The sequence below is a fragment of the Micromonospora sp. NPDC000316 genome, from assembly GCF_042898885.1.
GTDB lineage: Bacteria > Actinomycetota > Actinomycetes > Mycobacteriales > Micromonosporaceae > Micromonospora.
The window spans coordinates 117281-136240 of record NZ_JBIAZG010000012.1; the positions used below are offsets into that span (position 1 = coordinate 117281).

Here is an 18960-nt window from a genome sequence, read left to right on the forward strand (position 1 = left end):
GGCATCAGCTCCACAGCGTCCGACGGCCACCAGCCTTCCGACTCCACTGCTCGCCCCAACCGGGCGACGGGGCCTTTCCACACCGCTCGCCTCGGGCGGGCCGACGAGTCGTCGGCCCGCGGACACCACACGCCTGGAGACGACCATGATCCAGCCTGCGCAATCCAAGGCGCCGCTGATCGAGCTGATCTTCGACCGGCTCGCCGCCGCTGACGACCTACCGTCCGAGACCGCCGAGCTGGTCCTCGCCGCGCTGACCAGCGACGACGAGCTGTCCGCCGCACTCGCCGGCACGCCCACCCGGCTCGACCCCCGCTCCCCCACCGGCGACGGTCCGGCGGAACGCATCTGGTTGAAGTCGGTGACCGTCGCCGGGTTCCGTGGCGTCGGCCCCGAGAGGACCCTCCAGATCGACCCTGGCCCGGGCCTCACACTGGTCGTCGGTCGTAACGGCTCCGGCAAGTCCAGCTTCGCCGAGGCCGTCGAGCTCGCCCTCACCGGTGACAGCGCGCGGTGGGCCGACAAGACAAGCGTCTGGCGTACGGGGTGGCGCAACCTGCACAACCCGGACCCGTGTTGGGTCGGTGTGGAGCTGCGTGTCGACGGTGTGGCCACGTCGACCCGGGTGCACAGGGCCTGGCCGGTCGGGGCCGAACTAGCCGACGCCGAGGTGACAGTCACCAGCGCCCAGGGTCGGCACGGCGGCCTCTCCGAGTTGGGTCTGGCCCGCCCGCTGGAGCTGTACCGGCCTTTCCTCACCGCCGCCGAGCTGGGCAAGCTCGCCGCCGGCACGCAGAGCCAACTCTTCGACGCGCTCTTCGCGATCCTCGGCCTGGACGCGCTCACCGACGCCGACCGGCGTCTGCTGCGCGCCGCCCAGCCGCACGACAACGCCATCAAGGAGGTACGCGCACAGCGCGCCGCCCTGGTCCAGGCGCTCGAAGGGATCGACGACGACCGGGCTCGGCGGACCGCCGCTCTGTTGCGCGGCCGGAGCACGGTCGACCTCGCCGCGGTGTCGACGATCCTCGACGAGCCGGACGAGGCAACCGTCACTGAGACGGTCCTGTTCTGCCGGGAGCTCGTCGCTTTCGCCCCACCGCCGGTCGACGAGGTGACCCGCCTGGCCTGTCAGCTCCGGGACACGGAGGCCGAGGCCCAGCGGTACGACGGCGGGCGTTCCCGGGCCGCGCTGCGCAGTGCAGAACTGCTCCGCCTCGCCCTCGAACACCACGACGATCAGGGCGACGGGCCGTGCCCGGTCTGCGCCAACGGCACCATCGACGGTGGGTGGCGTGCTGCCGCCGCGCAGTCGCTCACCGACCTGCGGCAGCGCAGTGTCGCCGCCCAGGCGGCCACCTCCCGGCTCACTGCTCTGCTGCGGCAGACGCACCACCTGATCGACGACCTCGTGGTGCCCGACGGCCCGTGGGCGGAGCCGTCGGGCGAGGCGCTGCGCGACGCCGTGGCCGCGCTGTGGCGCGTACCCGGGGAGCCGGCCGCGCTGGCCGACCACCTTGCCGCGCTCTACCCGGCGGTGGTGGCGGCGGCCGACGCGGCCCGCGCGGACGCGGAGGATTTTCTGCGGCAGCGCGACACCGGCTGGCGGACGGCGGCGGTCGACCTGCGCGCGTGGGTGGGCGTTGCCGGCGGGATGCCCGCGCGGGAGGCGACCCTGTCCCGGTTGAGGGCCGCGCGGACGTGGCTGACGGAGACCGGTGCGAAGATCCGCACCGAGCGGGTCGCGCCGTTCGCCGGGCACTCTCAGCAGATCTGGGCGCAACTGCGGCAGGAGAGCAACGTCGAGCTGGGTGCGATGACGCTCGAAGGCGCGAACACCCGGCGCCGCGTGGCCTTCCCGGTAAGCGTGGATGGCGCCGACAACGGCACCGCGCTGGGGGTGATGAGCCAGGGTGAGATGCAGGCGCTCGGGTTGGCGACGTTCCTGCCGCGCAGTTGCGCCCCGGAGAGCCCGTTCCGGTTCATCGTGGTCGACGACCCGGTGCAGAGCATGGATCCGTCGAAGGTGGACGGTCTGGCACGGGTGCTCGCCGAGCTGGCCGAGCAGCGGCAGGTGGTGGTCTTCACGCACGACACGCGACTGCCGGACGCGGTCGGCCGGCTCGACCTAGGCAGGGCGCGGATCATCGAGGTGACCCGCGCGGAGCGGTCGGTGGTGACGTTGCGGCCCGGCTCCGACCCGGTCACCCGCTACCTGGACGACGCGTACGCGCTGGCGCGCAACGAGGAGATCACCGCAGAGGTACGCGGACCTGTGGTCGCGGAGCTGTGCCGCTCCGCAGTGGAGGCGGCCTGCCACCGGGCGGTCTGGCGGAACAGGGTGGCGCGGGGCGTCCCGCACGTCGACATCGAGAACGCGATCGAGGACGCGTCCCGACGGGTCACCACGACCGTCGCCCTGGCGGTCTTCGACGACGCGGACAAGGGTGGAGACGTGCTCGGCTGGCTCGGCCGACGGCACGGACGGCGGGTCGTGAACGCGTACCAGGTGTGTCGGGAGGGCGTGCACGGGGCGGACCTGGCGGACCTGTCCGGACTTGTCGCGGACGCCCGTCTCCTCACGGCGGCGCTGTCGTGACCCCGCCGACGCCGCAGCGCTGCCTGGCGGCGGCCGACCAGTTGCTGCGCGGGTCCGGGCTGTTCGGTGCAACGGCCGTGGGCGCCGGGTGGTGGCCGCGGGCGTGCGCCTGCCTGATCCGGCTCGCCCTCGAAGGCGGCATCGACGGCTACTGGCAGCGGGTGAAGCCGGCCGTGGCGGCATGCCGGCAGGGCCGCGCGAAGCAATTGATGCTGCGTGGCCGGCTCGGGCCGGGCAGCGAGACCGCCCGCCGGGTGGCGCTCGCCTGGGCAACGCTGTCCGCCGCCACGCACCACCACTGCTACGAGATGGCACCCACAGCGGCGGAGCTGCGCCGGCTGCACGCCGAGGTGAGCACCCTGCTCGCGCAACTCCAGCCGAGCGCCAGCAGCGGCCCGGACAGATGACGTGGTCCGAGGGATCGCCCTAGCAACTGACCCCGGAAGGGCGGGGCAACTCGTGCCGGTAGGGTCCAGGCACGGGTGATGAAAGGCGGACCAACCATGGCGATTCCCCACCTCACGGCCGGTGACGGCACGAGCTTGCCGGCGATCGGGCTCGGCACGTACCAGTTGAACGGGTCGGCTGGTGTCGACGCGATCGGTCAGGCGATCCGGACCGGCTACCGGTTGATCGACTCGGCGGTGAACTACGAGAACGAGGGCGCGGTGGGCCGGGCTGCCCGGTCGGCGGGTGACGTGCGGGACGAGTTGGTGGTCACGTCGAAGCTGCCGGGGCGGCACCACCGTTTCGACGAGGCGCTGACCACGATCGAGGAGAGTGTGTTCCGCACCGGCCTCGACCGGATCGACCTGTACCTCATCCACTGGCCCAACCCCAATACTGACCTGTACGTGCAGGCGTGGCGGGCGCTGATCGAGGCCCGCGAGCGCGGTCTGGTGCGGCACATCGGCCTGTCCAACTTCCTGCCCGAGCACATCGACCGGCTGATCGCCGAGACGGGCGTCGCCCCGCTGGTCAACCAGATCGAGGTGCATCTGTACTTCCCGCAGCAGGAGGCGATCGACTACCACCGGGCGCGGGGGATTCTCGTGCAGGCGTGGAGCCCGTTGGGCCGGGGCAACGACCTGCTGCGGCACCCGACGATCGTGGACATCGCGTCGGCGCACGGCGTCAGCCCGGCGCAGGCGATCCTCGCCTGGCATGTGGCCCGCCAGGTGATTCCGCTGCCCAAGGCCGCCTCGCCGCAGCGACAGGTCGAGAACCTGGACGTCTTCGACATCAAGCTCACCGACGCGCAGGTCGAGGCCATCACCGCGTTGGGCCGCCCGGACGGGCGGCTCGCGGATCAGGACCCGGCGGTGTACGAGGAGTTCTGAACGGCCTCCCGGCGGCGCGGTGGCCGGCCCGCCTCCGCGCCTGCCGGTCAGGCCTGCAGTGATCCGGCGAAGTGGCAGGCCGCCGCGTGACCGTCGCCCACCGGCGACAGCGGCGGGGTGGTGGTGGCGCAGACGTCCTCGGCCTTCCAGCAGCGGCTGCGGAACCGGCACCCGGTGGGCGGGTCCATCGGTCCGGGTACGTCGCCGGCCAGCCGGATCCGCGCCTTCGGCGTCGCGCCGCGCACCACTGCCAGGTCGGGCACGGCGGAGAGCAGCGCCTGGGTGTACGGGTGCTGTGGCGTGCTGTAGAGCGCGTCACGGTCGCCGATCTCGGCCACCCGACCGAGGTACATGACCGCCACCCGGTCGCAGAAGTGGCGTACCACGCCGAGGTCGTGTGCGATGAATACGAACGCGATGCCGAACTCTGTGCGCAGGTCTTCGAGGAGGTTCATCACCTGGGCCTGGATCGACACGTCGAGGGCGCTCACCGGCTCGTCGGCGACGATCACCTTGGGCTGTACGGCGAGTGCCCGGGCGATGCCGATGCGCTGTCGTTGGCCGCCGGAGAACTCGTGCGGGTAGCGGTTGTAGTGCTCCGGGTTGAGGCCGACCACCTCCAGCAACTCGCGTACCCGGTCGAGTTCCTTGCCCTTGGGCACGAGGTTGTGCACCCGCAGGGGCGTGCCGATGATGGTGCCCACGGTGTGCCGCGGGTTGAGCGACGAGTACGGGTCCTGGAAGATCAGTTGCAGCTCCCGCCGGTACGGCCGCAGGTCCTTCTCCTTCAGGTGCGTGATGTCGTTGCCCTGGTAGAGGACCTTCCCGCCGGTCGGTTCCAGCAGCCGGGTGATGAGGCGTCCGGTGGTGGTCTTGCCGCATCCTGATTCGCCGACCAGGCCGAGGGTTTCGCCGGCGTGCAGTTGCAGCGACACACCGTCGACGGCGCGGATCCGGTGGTCGTCGCGCCCGAACCATCCACTGCCCCGGGCGGTGAAGTGCATCTCGAGGTCCCGCAACTCCAGCAACGGCGTGCCCAGGCCCTCGGGCGCCGGGCGGGTCGCGGTGTCGGTGGTGGCAGTGGTCATCACGTGCTCCTTCAGGGCAGCCGGGGCAGGATGTCGGTCTCGAAGGTCCCGGCCGGGTCGGGCAGGTGGCAGCGGGAGGTCCGGGTGGTGTCAGCCGTGCGGGAGACGAGGTCGGGGAGGTCGACGGCGCAACCCGGCACCCGGCCGGCGAACTCGCAGCGTGGGTGGAACGAGCACCCGCTGGGCAGCGCGAGCAGGCTGGGCGGCGTGCCGGGGATGGGGTGCAGCCGGGTCGGTTCGCCGGAGACCGCCGGGATGCTCTCCAACAGACCCCAGGTGTACGGGTGCAGTGGCCGGCCGAGGATCGACTCGGCCGGGCCGTACTCGACGCCGCGTCCGCCGTACATGACGAGCACGTCGTCGGCGATCTCGGCGACGACACCGAGGTCGTGGGTGATGAAGAGGACCGCCGAGCCGAAGTCCTGCTGCAATTCCTGGATCAGGTCGAGGATCTGGGCCTGCACCGTGACGTCCAGCGCGGTGGTGGGTTCGTCGGCGATGAGCAACTTGGGGTCGTTGACCAGGGCCATCGCGATCATGGCGCGTTGCCGCATGCCACCGGAGAACTGGTGTGGGTAGTCGTCCAGGCGGCGGCGGGGGTTGGGAATGCCGACCCGGCCGAGCATGTCGACGGCCCGGTCCCGGGCCGCCCGCTTGGACACCCGGTGGTGCGCCCGGTACGCCTCGATGATCTGGTCGCCGATAGTGAAGTACGGGTGCAGCGACGACTGCGGGTCCTGGAAGATCATCGCGGCGTTCGCGCCCCGCCGTTTGCGCAGTTCGGCGGGCGGCATGCCGACGATCTCCTCGCCGCCGACCGTTATCGACCCGGTCATCCTGGTGCTGCGCGGGTCGTGCAGACCCATGATGGCCATGCTGGACACGCTCTTGCCGGAGCCGGATTCACCGACCACGGCGAGGGTGCGCCCCAGCGGGAGCGAGTAGCTGAGGCCCTGGACCGCCCGCACGAGCCCGTCGGCGGTCGGAAAGGTGACGGTGAGGTCCGTGACCTCCAGGTAGGACGGTTCGGCGGCACGGTCACCGGCGACCCGGCGGGTGCGGGCGACCGTCTCGGGGCCTCGGCCCGGGGTGGTCAGGAGCTGCGGTTCGGTCATCCCAGCCTCACTCGCGGGTCGAGAATCGTGTAGAGGACGTCGACGAGCAGGTTCATCCCGACCAGCACCACCGAGCCGATCAGCACGCCGCCCATGAGCACCGGCAGGTCGTACTGGTTGAAGGCGCGCAGGGTGAGCACGCCGAGGCCGGGCAACCCGAACATCGCCTCGGTGAAGATCGCACCGGTCAACTGGAACGCCAGGTCGAGGCCGAAGATGGTGGCGACCGGGGTGATCGCCGCGCGCAGGCCGTGGCGGTACACGACGCGCCGCTCGCTGATGCCCTTGGCGCGGGCAGTGCGGATGTAGTCCTCACCGAGCGTCTCGATCATCGACGCGCGGGCGTAGCGGGTGTACGAGGCGGCGTTTGTCAGGCCGAGCGTCAGCCAGGCGGCAAGCAGCCCGGTCGCCCAGGTGAGCGGGTTCTCCAGCAGGGGGTGGTAGCCGGCGTGCGGCAGGAACGTCGCGTAGAGGGCGACGAGCAGCGCCACCACGAAGTACGGCACGGCGTTGATGCCGAGCGACGCGCCGACCATGATCCGGTCCAGGTAGGTGCCGCGTCTTCGGGCCGCCACCACTCCGGCGAGGATGCCGGCCGCCAGGTAGACCACCGCCCCACCGAGGACGATCGAGACGGTGATCGGCAGGGCCTGCCCGATCAGCTTCGTGACGGGCTGCCCGAGGGTGTACGAGTAGCCGAGGCAGGGGGCGGCGCAGTCGATCGTGAGCCCACCCGAGTGGTACGTCCGACCGGCCACGATCCCCTTGAGATACTCGCCGACCTGCTGCGCGACGGGTTCGTCGAGGTTGAGGCTGGCGCTGATGTCGGCGTAGCGCTCGGGGGTGCAGCGCTGCCCGCAGATCGTCCCGGCCGGGTCGGTGGGGGCGACGAAGAACAGGCCGAAGCTGGCGACAAGCGTCACGATGACGACGGATATCGCGCTGGCGACCCGTCGCAGGATGTAGAAGAGCACCGCCGAGGCTCCTGGTGGCAGCGGGCCGGGGCGCAGGGCCCACAGCCGGAACGGAGAAGGGGGGTGGACGCCGGCCGGCAATTGCCGGAGGGCCGGCCGGCGTCCACGATGGGGGGTGGGGCAGGTCAGTTCTTCAGGAACATGTTCACGTAGAACGGCTCACCTGCGGAGGCGTCGCCCTCGGCGCCACCGATGTGGGTGCCCACCACGAAGGCGAGCTTGCCGTAGTAGCGCGGCAGGGCCACGTACTTGCCCATGATCTCCTTGTCCAGCTCGCCCCACTTGGCGACGGCCTGCTCGGCCGGGAGCTTGGCGATCTCGTCGATCTTGGCGTCCAACGCCTTGTCGCTGAGCATGCCCCAGCTGAGGCCGTCGCTGATGCTGTGCGTCTGGAACAGCACCGGGAACCAGCTGCCGCCGCTCGGCCAGTCGGAGCACCAGCCCTGCGGGGCCTGACCCATGTTGACCGGGGCGTCGTAGTCAGCGATCTTGGCACGCAGCTCGGCGGTGGTGACACCGATCGGCTTGACGGTGAAGCCCGCCGCCTTGAGGGCGTCGACGCGGATCTGGTTGGTCTGCTGCGGGACCGGCTTGGTGTTGTCGTAGTACCAGCTGAGCTCGAAGCCGACCTTGCCGGCCGTCTCCAGCATCGCCTTCGCGCCGGCCGGGTCGCCCGCGCCCTTGCCGGAGAGGTCGGGCAGCGGGTCGTACTTGGTGTAGCCCGGCACGCTCGGCGGCATGACGGTGCTTGCCGGCTCGGAGTTGAAGCTGTTCAGGCCGCCGGCCTTGTAGATCTGGTCGTACGGGTACGCCTTGGCGATCGCCTTACGCACCTCCAGCGGGATCTTGCGGGTGTCCATCTGCACCGAGTAGGTGCAGGGCTGCTCGCCCTGGATCAGCTGGGCCTTCTTGTCCCCGTTCAGCTGCGGGATCAGCGAGGCGTCGGCGGGGCCGTAGTTGAGCGCGTTGGCGTCCTCGCCGGCGCTGTTGAGCACCTGCTGCTGGGTCTTCGGGTCCTCACCGCCCCACTTGAAGTCGAAGCCGTCCGGGTACTGGTGCCGCACCGCGTCGGTGCTCGGGTCCCAGTTCGGGTTCTTCTTGAGCTTCAGCTCGGCGCCCGGCGTGTAGGTGTCGAACTGGTACGGCCCGGTGGCGAGCGGGTTGTTCTTGTAGTTCTCCTTCGTGTCCTTGGCCTTCGGGATCGGTGTGAACGCCGGGAAGGTCAGGTAGAAGGGCAGGTCCGGGTACGGCTGGGCGAGGTGGATGACGAGCGTGCTCGCGTCCGGGGTCTCGACGCCGGAGAAGGAGTCGCCGCTGACGTAGGGGCCCTTGTACTTGTCGCCGTCCTTGAAGGTGGTCAGCTGGTAGGTCGGACCGTTGGCGAAGACGTCGTGGGCGAACGAACGCTTGATCGCGTACGCCAGGTCCTCGACCTTGACCTCGCTGCCGTCGGCGTACTTGATGCCGGACTGCATCTTGAACGTCCAGGTCAGCTTGTCCGACGAGACGGTGCCCAGGTCGGTCAGGTCGGGCACCAGGACCGGCTTGCCGTTGCGGATCGCAAACTGGGTCGGGCTGCGGAAGATCAGCTTCTCGATAGCCATCGTGTCGGCGTAGTAGGTGTCGGTCGGGTCGAACGTGTTCGGGGTCAGCTGGGAGTAGATCGTGATCACGCCGCCCTTCTTGGCGCCGGGCACCTCGGCCGCAGGGCCCTTGGCGGTCGGGTCGAGCGCGCTCTGCTGGGTCTCGATGCCCTTGGCGTCACCCCCGCCGCTGCTGCCGTTGTTCGACGAAGGGCTGCCGCAGCCCGCCACCGCCATGGTGGCGGCCAGCGCGGCGGCGAGACCAACTTTGAGTTGCCTCACAGACGTACTCCTGTCTTTCTTCCGGTCAGCGGACCCCCGGGCGTGCGGGGTCCGCGGTTCTCCTCCGGCCCAGGGCGTCCTCATCGACGGGTCCGGGGGTCGAAGGCATCGCGTACGGCGTCGCCGAGCAGGCTCAGGGCGAGCACCAGGATCGTGATGCCGAGCACGGGCAGCCACAGGTAGAGCGGGTCGGCCCGGTAGTAGGTGGTGGCGGCAGAGATGGTCAGCCCCCAGGACGGGGTGGGCTCGATCAGCCCGGCGCCGAGCACGGTCAGCCCGGCCTCGGCGACCACGTATCCGGGCAGCGCGAGCGAGACGGAGACGACGATCGGCGCGACAAGGTTGGGCAGCAGCTCCTTGAAGAGCACCTGCCGGGTCGGTACGCCGAGCACCCGGGCCGCGGCGACAAACTCGCGTTCCCGCAGCGAGAGGACCTGCCCCCGCACCAGGCGGGCGAGGCTGGCCCAGCCGAAGAACGCCAGCACGCAGATCAGTGAGACGAAGCGGATCTGGGCGACGTCCTCGGCGCCGGCACCGTCGGCACCGCCGAAGATCGCGACCAGGACGGCGGAGCTCGCGATCGCGAAGAGCAGGTACGGCAGGCTGAGCACCAGGTCGATCAGCCAGGAGAGCACCCGGTCGACCCAGCCGCCGGCGAAGCCGGCGACCAGGCCGACCACCACGCCGATGACAGTGGTGATGGCGGTGACCGCGACGGCGACGATGAGCGACGGTCGGGCCCCGTAGACCCAACGGGCGAAGAGGTCGCGGCCCAGCCGTGGCTCGACCCCGAACCAGTGCTCGCCGGTGGGCCCGATGGTCGGGAAACCGAACTCGTCGATCAGGTTCTGGTGCAGGTCGGTGGGGTTCTGCCCCTCCAGCCGGGCGAGCAGCGGCGCGAAGATCGCGATGAGGACGTAGGCCAGGCAGATCGCGGCGCAGATCATCGCGATCCGGTCGCGGCGTAGCCGGGCCAGGGCGATCCGGGTCGGCGACTTGCTGACCGTCCGGACCGGCGGCGACGTCACGTGCTGCGCCCGTCCGTCGTCCGGCTCTGCGGCGCGGAGCACCTGAGGCTCCGTGACCATCGGCTCCACGCGGGACGACCTCCTCATCGTGCTGACTCATGGCACCGCCACCCGAACGGCTTCTGCGTCCGGGTGGCGGATCTGACGGCGGAACGTTAGTCCGACTAATGATTTCGTTGTGAGTCGACTTTGTAACAGACTCATTTCCTTAACGACCATTCAATCGGTCATTCAGGCTGTCGGTCGCCATTGGCAGACAACGATCAGAGTGACACCCACCCGTCACCCAGGGTTAACCTGATGCTCCGTAAGCGCCAGTCGGCAGCACTCAGCGAACGATGTAACCGCAGCTCAGAGTGCCTGCATGGCGGCTCACCTGGAGATGACGCCTGTCCTGCCGACGGCTCGATCGACGCCGCTCATCACCAGAGCGTAATGTTCTTCGATTAGGCAGCGACGAGTCGGGGACCGAATATCGGGAGCCGACCACAGCGCAATCCCGCGCGAAGTGCAAATCAATTATCCTGACGTTAGTCTATTCGAATTGCCCTCATAGGCACCTCGGATTTGCACGCGAAAAACCGCGTTCCGGTGTGACGAGGGGGCATCCGTCAGCGGGCGGGATGATCCACGGTGGAGGGTCGTCGGGGCCGGCAGCAGCCCGGACGAAGCAGGACCGCTCCGGACAAGCCCGTCGAGGGGCACGTCTGATGCTGTCCCTGCCATTTCCGACATGGCTTCCCTACGCAGGACCGCAGCGCGTGGCGAGTCCATGTGTGGGCGACGTTGCAGGTGATATGCCGGCATGCCGCAAGCCCACCGACGTACCGTGAGATCGTGTCGATCAAAGACGTACTTACCAAGACCGACCTGGTCGAACTTCGCCGCTCGGCGCTCGGGACGGCCAACCCGCTAGGTGTCGCCGCCGACATCGCCGAGGCGGTGGAGCAGGGCCGGCTGGAGGACCCGGACGACGCCGGTGACGCGCTGACCCTGGCCGCCGAGATCGCCGAGATCCGGGCGAGGCCGGACGCCGCCCTGCGGTACGCGGAGCAGGCTCTGGCGGCGTACCCCTCTGGAGATGATCCTCGGGCCGGTTTCGCGCGGGCGCTGCGGGCGCGGGCCCTGTTGCAGGCCGGCGGCCGGGAGGACGAGGCGATGGCGGAGCTGACCGCGCTACGCCCGTTGCTGCTGGTGCAGCCCGACGCCCCCGCCTACGTCAGTGCGGCGTTGGACGCCGCCGGTCGGTCGGCGATCGCCGAGCGGTGGCTGAGCGAGGCGGTCGACACCCTGCTGGGTGAGCGCGCCACCGCGGCCGGGGCGTCGGCGCAGGCCATCACCGCCGTCGAGCCGGCGGTGGAGGTCGGCCCTCCGGAGTCGCCGGGCGTCCTGTTCTTCCTTCTGCAACAGCGCCACCGGGTCCGCCGGGATCTCAACCTGCCGCACGACCGGCACGACGACCTGGCCGACCGCTTGGAGGCGCAGCTCGTGCGCCGGGCGGGGGAACGCGGCGGCGGCGAGCCGGATCTGATCTTCTGGCCCCGGGCCGAGTTCGACCGGCTGCTCTCCACGCACGCCGAGCTGACCGAGGTGTACGGGCCGGACTGGGACGCACACCGGGCCCGGCTGGAGAAGGAGCTGGTGCGGCTGGCCGACGCCGGCCAGGTGGGGCTGGCAGTGCTCAGCGCGACGGTCAGCGGGCTCGACGCCTTCGCGGGCCGACGCGACGGCGACCCGTCCGACCGGGAGGTCCGGGCCGGCTACGCGCGTGAGCTGGCGGCCCGGCCGGCGGCGCGGATCCCCTGGCCACCGGAGCGCAACGACGCCTGCTGGTGCGGTTCGGGCCTCAAGTACAAGAAGGACTGCCTGCCGCGCTCCCGCAGTTGAGAGCACCGCGCGACGGGCCGGCCAGCTGATCACCGGGTGACACGTCCGGCGGGTACCGATACCGTCCAGGCCTGGATCATCGAGGTCCGTCGTCGCGCCAAGAGGAGTCGCCGATGTTCGAGGAGTTCGCGGGCCTACCCGCCCACCCTCTCGTGCTGCACGCCGCGGTCGTGTTCGTGCCGCTGCTGGCTCTTCTCACGGTCGGGTACGCGTTCGTCCCGCCGATCCGACCGCACACCCGCTGGGTGCTGGGGTTACTGGCCGTTGGCGCGCCGGTGGCCGCGTTGCTGGCGAAGCTGTCCGGTGACGCGTTCTTCGACCGCATGCGGTCGGCCAACCGGGTCACCCCGGAGTTCCTGCCGAAGCTGGAGGCCCATCAGGAGTTCGGCGACAACACGCTCTGGGCCAGCATCGGGCTGGCGATCGTGGCGCTGGCGCTTGTCTGGTTCGTCGCGCCACGAGCCGGCGGGAACACCGACGCGGGGGCCGCCGGCACGACGGTGGGCGTGCGGCACGGCCGGGCGCTGACCGTGGCGTTGCAGGTGTTGTCGCTGGTGGCCGCCGGCATCGCCGTGTACTACGTGATCCGCACCGGCGACTCCGGCGCGAAGGCGGTCTGGGAGGGCCAGTAGAGGTCCACCAGAGCGGCGGTGCGGCCCAGCCGGAGCGGGCCGCACCGCCGCGTCGACCGTCAGCCGGCGGTGTACGCCCGGATGATGGTCTGGTCGATGCCGCTACCGCCGTCGCCGTCGGCCTTCACCCGTAGCGAGACGGGCTTTCCGGTGGCGGCCTTGGGCAGCTCGGCCCGGTAGGTGTCACCAGCGCGGGTGACCCGGGCCGACTTCCAGGTGGCGCCGTCGTCGGTCGAGGCCCACACCTGCAACGACGTCACCTTCTGCGCCTTGACGCCGTGGGCCTGGCGGACGGTGAACTCGGCGGTGCCGCCGGTGGCGTGGTTGGCGGTGTCCATCGGCAGCGCGTAGTCCACGGCGAGCAGCGGCAACGGCACGCTTCCGGTCCCGTCCGGCCCGGCGGACCGGAACGTCCAGGACGTGGAGACCCGTGTGGAGATCGGCAGGATCATGCTCGTGTCGACGTCGAGGGTCACCCGGTAGTCGGCGGCCTGCTGCCCGACCGTGAAGTCGGCCAGTGGCCGGTCGCGCTGCTCGACGAGCTTGCCGTTGCGGTAGAGCGACAGCGTGCGGTTCACCCCGATCGCGGTGCCCTGCAAGCAGTCGGCGCGTTGGTGCTGGTCGGTAAGCGACACCAGGTCGATGTGCAGGTTGCCCCGGGTCCGTGACGGTGCGGTGGCGCAGGTCCACCCGTTGTCGGCCGGGTCGTCGTACCAGCCGGAGTGCAGCGGCTGGCGTGCCCAGACCTTGGACTGTCGGCTGCCGGGCTGGTAGCGACGGGGCGCCTCCTGCGCCGACAGCCCACCGTAGACACCCTCGTCGGCCCAGACGATCTCCGGCGAGAGGTAGTCGGTGCGGTTGGGCGGCAGGTCCGCCTCGTGGGTCTGGGTCACGCCCAGCCCGTCGGCGGTGAACCCGGTGCGGATCAGCTGGGTGACCATTTCCGGCGAATCCATCTGGTGGAACCGCTCGTCGATTCGGGCCAGTCGGGCCTGCTCGGCGGCGCCCACCCGGAAGGCGGGGTCGGCAGGTATGCCACCCGGGTATTCGTGCACCAGGTTGTAGCGGTACGGCTTGGCGGTGCCGGCGGGCGAGCTCAGGTTGACGGCCGCCCAACTGCGTCGCGATCCGACGCTGGGCTTCGGTAACGGGGAGGTGCGGACGCTCGTCGCGGACCCGTACCCGTTGGCCTGGCTCCACCACACCAGGCCGTTCTGCGCGGTCTGCTCGATGGTGAGGTCGACCCGCGTCGGCGTGGCGGCGACCCCGTCGACAGTCGCCGTCACCGGCTTGGCCCGCGCCGGGTCGAGCGTCAGGCTGCGGGGGCCGTTCACGTTCAGGTCGGACTCCCCGACAAGGGTCGTCTCCGTCACGTCGCTGTCGACGTAGTAGGCGACTGACGAGCCGAGGACCGCGTACCGGCCGGCCGGCACGCGGACGGTGAAGGTCTCACCGGGTACGCCGTTCGGCCCGCCGTAGAAGAGGACGGGATCGGCGAGGTTGGTGACCAGGATGTTGATCCAACTCTCCGCGCCGTCCTTGAGGCCGGGCAGCGGCTTCGTGTCGATCGTGAGGTCATAGCTCGGCTGCTCGACGAAGAAGCTGACCGGGGTGGTCGAGACCAGCTTGTGGCCGGCGGTGCGGGCGGTGACGGTGGCCAGATAGAAGCCGGGCCGTGCTGCCAGCGCCGCACGGTTGACGCGCAGGGTCGCGCCGGCGGTGGAGCCGCGCTTGAGCATCACTCGGGCCGTCGACAGCGACGCCGCGCCGCGCGGCACGGGCTGGCCGTCGTGGTTGACGATCGACACGTCGAGGTCGAGGTGGGTCGTCGCCGGGGAGTCCGCGCCGGTCCAGGTCAGCTTCGTCTCGCTGGTCCCCGACTGCGGGTACGCGAAGGTGCCGAGGTTGACGACAGGTTGGTCGCTTGTCGGGCCGCCGAGGGCGCGGGCCGCGTTGAGCCGGCCGGCACCGACGGCGTACGGGTCGACGCCGCTCAGCGGGTCGGCCGCTCCGACGAGCGCCGCTTTGAGCCGCTCCCCCGTCCAGTCCGGGTGCCGCTGGGCGAGCAGGGCCGCCGCGCCCGCCACGTGCGGGGTGGCCATCGACGTGCCGGTGCTGCCCTCGTAGAACTTGTCGATCGGGTCCTGTAGGTCGGTGCCGGCGGCGCGGGCGGCGACGATGTCGACGCCGGGTGCGACAAGTTCCGGCTTGGCCACGTTGCTGGTGACCAGTGGCCCACGGCTGGAGAAGCCGGCGAGCTTGTCGTCACTGTCGACGGCGCCGACGGTCAGCGCGCTGGAGGCGGAGCCGGGCGAGGAGATCGCGCCACCGCTGTTGCCGGAGGCGATCACGAAGAGCGCGCCGGTCTGCTTGCTCAGGGCGTCGACGGCGAGCGACAGCGGGTCGCTACCGTCGTCCGGGTAGCTGCCGCCGAGGCTCATGTTGATCACGTCGGCGCGGGCGGCGGCCCACTCCATGCCGGCGATGATGCCGGAGTCCTCGCCGGAGCCGTGGTCGTCGAGGACCTTGCCGATGACCAGCTTGGCCTCCGGCGCGACACCACGACGCTGGCCGTCCGAGGCCGCGCCGGTGCCGGCGATCGTCGACGCGACGTGCGTACCGTGGCCGTTGTGGTCGACGGCGTCGCCGCCCTCGACGGTGAAGTCGGCCCGGTCGGCGACCCGGCCGAGCAGGTCGGGGTGGGTGAAGTCGGCGCCGCTGTCGAGCACCGCGACCCGGACGCCCTTTCCGGTGTAGCCAGCCTTCCAGGCGTCGGGCGCGGCGATCTGCTCCAGGTTGCGGTCGAGGCCGGCGGGCTTACCGCCGCCGTGTCCGCCGCCGGTCAGCGCGGTGGCGCGGACCTTGCGGTCGAGCCAGACCTTCTTCGCGCCGGCCAGCAGCGAGTTGGTGGCCAGCTTGGCGGTGGTCGGGCTCTTCTTGGGTACGTGGCCAGCCACCGCGCCGATGCTGGGCAGCGGCAGGACGTCACCGAGGGCGGCAACCCGGGCAGACGCGGTGGCGGGCTGCACGATGAGCGGCAGTTCCGTGGTGTTTTCGTCGTCGTACCCGTCGGCGATCAGCGCGGTGACGTCGAACAGGGAGGGGTCGAGGACCGGGCCGACCTGGGACGCGACGCGGGCGGGGATGACGTGCAGGTGGCCGTCCGGGCCGCAGGTCTGGTGGATCACCGAATTCGGATCGGCGGGTAACACCGTGGCCTGCGGGCATCCCGATCCGGTGGTCCGTACGGTCACCACGTCGCCGGTGATCAAGGTTACGGTGTGTGATTTTCCGTTGGCGGGGGCGTCGGGCGCGCCCGTCCGGGTGGCACCGTTGGGGCCGGCTGTGGCGGCGCCGCCCGGTACGGCGGTCAGCGCCGTTGCCGTGACGGCGACGGCCAGCAGCCACCGCGTTCTCTTGAGCATCTTGCTCCCTGTCTGATGTGGACAAACACGCCTTATGGGCGGCTCACCGCAAGATCATATGCACGAGCACGTGATCTTCGGGGCCCTGGGCGTCACCTTTTCCTCGCCCGCGCGACAGAGATTTCGGCGATGTGTCGCCGCCGTACCCGGTTCGATGTCGGTTCGATTGCCGCCCACGTCGAGGCACCGAACCGGGCCGTCGGAGGTCGAAGTGTTCACTCTCTGTACAACCGCGACCCGCGATGTCGGTGGCCCAGATCCTCCCCAGCCGCGTACTCGTCGACGAAGGCCAGGGATCGACGGAAGGCCGACCCGGACCTAGCATGTCGACGAATGGATCTTCGAGATTGGCCCCTGCCGAGATCCGGCAACCAGCCCAACCGAAGGGAGACGCGCATGCGTCGACCCCGTTATTTGGCACTACTCAGCGTCGGCGTGTCCGGCGCCCTGATCCTCAGCGCGGCACCGGCATCGGCTGCCCCGCCCAAGGCCGCCGCGCCGACGGGCATCGTGGTCGCCGACGGCATGACCCAGCCGGTGTTCTCACTCGCCGACGCCATCGAGGAGCGGGTGTACGTCCAGACCCCTGTGGATACCGACCACGACGGCCGCCCCGACCGCGTGGCCATCGACATCTCCCGTCCCCGGGAGACCGCCACGCAGGGCTTCAAGGTGCCTGTCATCTTCGAGCACAGCCCCTACCGCAAGGGCACCTGGGGCGACGTGCCGTACCCGAGTGTGCTCGTCGACGAGCTGCCGCAGAACGGCCTGACCGACCGGTCCGGGCGTCGGGCGCTCGACATGGGCGTGCAGCGCGCCGAGGCGAAGGCCAACCTGCCCGGCTCGCTCGACGACTACTACGTCCCGCGCGGGTACGCAGTGGTGCTCGGTCAGAGCGTCGGCACCGGCGACTCGGACGGCTGCCCGACAAGCGGCGACCAGGCCGAGACGCTCGGCACCAAGGCCGTCATCGACTGGCTCAACGGCCGGGCCAAGGGGTACGACGCCAGCGGCGCCCCGGTCACCGCAGGCTGGACCACCGGCGCGGTGGGCATGACAGGTGTCTCCTACAACGGGACGCTGCCCAACCAGGTGGCGACCACAGGGGTCAAGGGCCTGAAGACGATCGTGCCGGTCTCGGCGATCAGCAGTTGGTACGACTACTACCGGGCCAACGGTCTGGTCGTCGCCCCCGGCACGTACCAGGGCGAGGATCTCGACATCCTGGCCCAGTACACCGCCGGGCAGGCACGGGCCGAGGGGCCCTGCGCCGACGAGCTGGCCGCGATCACGAAGGAGCAGGACCGGGTCACCGGCGACTACTCGAAGTTCTGGGAGGATCGCGACTACCTCGACGCCCGCGACGTCAAGGCGAGCGTCTTCGTGGTGCACGGCCTCAACGACTGGAACGTGAAGACCGAGCACTTCGCCGGCTGGTGGGACGAGCTGGCCAAGCGCGACGTGCCGCGCAAGATCTGGCTGCACCAGGGCGGGCACGGCGGCCCCGGCAGCAACGCCTCGGTGACCCTGCCCGACGGCCGGACCTGGACGTACAAGCAGACCGAGAACCGCTGGTTCGACTTCTGGCTGTGGAACGTGCGCAACGGGATCATGGACGAGCCGACAGCCGTGTTGCAGCGCGAGGACCGGGCCTACACGACGTACGCCAACTGGCCCGACCCGGCCGCCCGCGAGGTCGGGCTGCGGTTCGCCGCCACCGACGCCACCGCCCCGGGCGCGCTCACCACGGGCAAGCCGCCGAAGGGCAAGGTCGAGCAGAGTTTCGTCGACGAGGGCCGAACCATCCACCCGGACACCCTTGTCGCCAACCCGGACGTCGCGAGCGCCAACCGACTCGCGTACCGCTCCCCCGCGCTCGCGCAGAGCGTGCGCATCTCCGGCCGCCCGGAGATGCGGCTGCGGATGGCGATCGACAACAAGCCGGACGCGAACCTGACCGCGTACCTGGTCGACTACGGTCCGGTCGGCTCGACAGCCGCGCCGACAGTGGTGACCCGGGGTTGGATGGACCCGCAGAACCGCAAGAGCGCCGAGCGCAGCAAGCCGGTGAAGCAGGGCAAGCTGTACGACTACCGCTGGACCATGGAGCCGAAGGACTACGTCTTCCCGGCCGGTCACCGGATCGGCGTTGTCGTCTTCTCCAGCGACCAGGAGTACACGCTGCTGCCGCTGGGCGGCACCGAGTTGCGGGTCGCGCCGAACGACAGCGAGCTGCGACTGCCGGTGGTCGGCGGGCGGGGCGTACTCGGTTTCTGATCGGCTCTGTCAACGGGTGGGGCGGTTCGACGACTCGTCGGGCCGCCCCACCCGCGTGTGGTCGTCGGGGGTCTCGGTATGTATCGAGGCTGCGGACGTCGTGGCGGGCCCAGAGGGTACGCCACCGGCGTCTGCCGCCAGCTCGCGCCGCACGGCTCGCCAAACCCGCTCGATCGGGAACGTGGGTATGTGGCACGGTCGTCGGGTGCCCGTATCCCGTCGTGACGTCCTGCAGTGGCAGTTCGACCTGACCTGGTCGTTGTTCGAGTACCACCTGGAACGGTTGGAGTCGGCCGATTTCCTCTGGGAGCCCGCCGCGCACTGCTGGACGGTGCGCCCGACCGACGACGGCAGGTCGATGCCGGACTGGGCGGACGCCGAGCCCGACCCGGTCCCCGTCCCCACGATCGGGTGGATCACCTGGCACATCGGCTGGTGGTGGACTGTCGCTCTCGACCACGTTCAGGGGCGTCCGCCACGGGAGCGCACCGAGATCGCCTGGCCCGGCGGCGACAAGGCGGTGGCGTGGCTGCGGGACCTCCGTACCGAATGGTTGGAGGTCTTGGCCCGGCTCGACGACGCCGACCTCGACGGCACCGCGCCGTTTCCGTGGCAGGGCGACCCGGCGCACACCGTCGCCCACATGCTCGCCTGGGTGAATGCCGAACTCATGAAGAACGCGGCCGAGATCGGCCAGCTCCGCCTCATGCGTCACGCACGCGGGTAGCGT

13 protein-coding genes are annotated in these 18960 nt (G+C 70.5%); 7 read left to right on the forward strand and 6 right to left on the reverse strand.

What is annotated here, in order from left to right; genetic code table 11:
* Positions 1 to 145 precede the first annotated feature (145 nt).
* The 3 genes from ACFY2Q_RS21990 (at position 146) to ACFY2Q_RS22000 (ending at position 3939) form a co-directional block, all read left to right on the forward strand.
* Positions 146 to 2599: an AAA family ATPase gene (locus tag ACFY2Q_RS21990; RefSeq protein WP_387133097.1), complete on the forward strand. Its 2454-nt coding sequence runs from the start codon at positions 146 to 148 to the stop codon at positions 2597 to 2599.
* Positions 2596 to 3006, forward strand: coding sequence for a hypothetical protein (locus ACFY2Q_RS21995; RefSeq protein WP_387133098.1), 411 nt, complete (start codon positions 2596 to 2598; stop codon positions 3004 to 3006). Before ACFY2Q_RS21990 ends, ACFY2Q_RS21995 begins: the two co-directional genes overlap by 4 nt.
* 96 nt (positions 3007 to 3102) lie before the next feature.
* On the forward strand, positions 3103 to 3939 hold the full coding sequence (locus ACFY2Q_RS22000; protein WP_387133100.1) for an aldo/keto reductase: 837 nt from the start codon (positions 3103 to 3105) through the stop codon (positions 3937 to 3939).
* A 47-nt stretch (positions 3940 to 3986) separates the two neighbouring features.
* Here ACFY2Q_RS22000 and ACFY2Q_RS22005 read toward each other — a convergent pair whose 3' ends face one another.
* The 5 genes from ACFY2Q_RS22005 to ACFY2Q_RS22025 all read right to left on the reverse strand — a co-directional run bounded on the left by ACFY2Q_RS22005 (position 3987) and on the right by ACFY2Q_RS22025 (position 10069).
* Entirely contained in the window at positions 3987 to 5027 is a 1041-nt protein-coding gene (locus ACFY2Q_RS22005; RefSeq protein WP_387133102.1) for an ABC transporter ATP-binding protein, read from the reverse strand.
* Between the two features lie 11 nt (positions 5028 to 5038).
* Positions 5039 to 6142, reverse strand: coding sequence for an ABC transporter ATP-binding protein (locus tag ACFY2Q_RS22010; RefSeq protein ID WP_387133105.1), 1104 nt, complete (start codon positions 6140 to 6142; stop codon positions 5039 to 5041).
* Positions 6139 to 7116, reverse strand: coding sequence for an ABC transporter permease (locus tag ACFY2Q_RS22015; protein WP_387133107.1), 978 nt, complete (start codon positions 7114 to 7116; stop codon positions 6139 to 6141). Before ACFY2Q_RS22015 ends, ACFY2Q_RS22010 begins: the two co-directional genes overlap by 4 nt.
* A 125-nt stretch (positions 7117 to 7241) precedes the next feature.
* Complete coding sequence (locus tag ACFY2Q_RS22020) at positions 7242 to 8981, reverse strand: ABC transporter substrate-binding protein (RefSeq protein WP_387133109.1); 1740 nt, start codon at positions 8979 to 8981, stop codon at positions 7242 to 7244.
* Positions 8982 to 9061: 80 nt separating this feature from the next.
* The gene (locus ACFY2Q_RS22025; RefSeq protein WP_387133111.1) at positions 9062 to 10069 is read right to left on the reverse strand and encodes an ABC transporter permease; all 1008 of its coding nucleotides are present in this window, start codon (positions 10067 to 10069) and stop codon (positions 9062 to 9064) included.
* A gap of 777 nt (positions 10070 to 10846) precedes the next feature.
* Here ACFY2Q_RS22025 and ACFY2Q_RS22030 point away from each other — a divergent pair.
* Both ACFY2Q_RS22030 and ACFY2Q_RS22035 read left to right on the forward strand, forming a co-directional pair.
* Positions 10847 to 11896 carry an SEC-C domain-containing protein gene (locus ACFY2Q_RS22030; protein WP_387133114.1) on the forward strand — a complete coding sequence of 350 codons (1050 nt, stop codon included), beginning with the start codon at positions 10847 to 10849 and terminating at the stop codon, positions 11894 to 11896.
* A gap of 113 nt (positions 11897 to 12009) precedes the next feature.
* Complete coding sequence (locus ACFY2Q_RS22035; protein WP_387133117.1) at positions 12010 to 12528, forward strand: DUF2231 domain-containing protein; 519 nt, start codon at positions 12010 to 12012, stop codon at positions 12526 to 12528.
* Between the two features lie 59 nt (positions 12529 to 12587).
* Here the strand turns inward: ACFY2Q_RS22035 and ACFY2Q_RS22040 are convergent, their stop codons facing one another.
* Positions 12588 to 15953, reverse strand: coding sequence for a S8 family peptidase (locus ACFY2Q_RS22040; RefSeq protein WP_387133120.1), 3366 nt, complete (start codon positions 15951 to 15953; stop codon positions 12588 to 12590).
* 396 nt (positions 15954 to 16349) lie between these two features.
* Here ACFY2Q_RS22040 and ACFY2Q_RS22045 point away from each other — a divergent pair, with 396 nt between their 5' ends.
* Entirely contained in the window at positions 16350 to 18230 is a 1881-nt protein-coding gene (locus ACFY2Q_RS22045) for a Xaa-Pro dipeptidyl-peptidase (protein WP_387133123.1), read from the forward strand.
* 205 nt (positions 18231 to 18435) lie between these two features.
* Positions 18436 to 18957 (forward strand): DinB family protein, encoded by a 522-nt coding sequence (locus ACFY2Q_RS22050; protein WP_387133125.1) that lies wholly within the window; start codon positions 18436 to 18438, stop codon positions 18955 to 18957.
* Positions 18958 to 18960 lie beyond the last annotated feature (3 nt).

Coding starts and splice junctions, on each gene's coding strand:
- ACFY2Q_RS21990 (WP_387133097.1), top strand. CDS start 146: ATGATCCAGCCTGCGCAATCCAAGGCGCCGCTGATCGAGCTGATCTTC.
- ACFY2Q_RS22000 (WP_387133100.1), top strand. CDS start 3,103: ATGGCGATTCCCCACCTCACGGCCGGTGACGGCACGAGCTTGCCGGCG.
- ACFY2Q_RS22005 (WP_387133102.1), bottom strand. CDS start 5,027: ATGACCACTGCCACCACCGACACCGCGACCCGCCCGGCGCCCGAGGGC.
- ACFY2Q_RS22010 (WP_387133105.1), bottom strand. CDS start 6,142: ATGACCGAACCGCAGCTCCTGACCACCCCGGGCCGAGGCCCCGAGACG.
- ACFY2Q_RS22025 (WP_387133111.1), bottom strand. CDS start 10,069: ATGGTCACGGAGCCTCAGGTGCTCCGCGCCGCAGAGCCGGACGACGGA.
- ACFY2Q_RS22035 (WP_387133117.1), top strand. CDS start 12,010: ATGTTCGAGGAGTTCGCGGGCCTACCCGCCCACCCTCTCGTGCTGCAC.
- ACFY2Q_RS22040 (WP_387133120.1), bottom strand. CDS start 15,953: ATGCTCAAGAGAACGCGGTGGCTGCTGGCCGTCGCCGTCACGGCAACG.
- ACFY2Q_RS22045 (WP_387133123.1), top strand. CDS start 16,350: ATGCGTCGACCCCGTTATTTGGCACTACTCAGCGTCGGCGTGTCCGGC.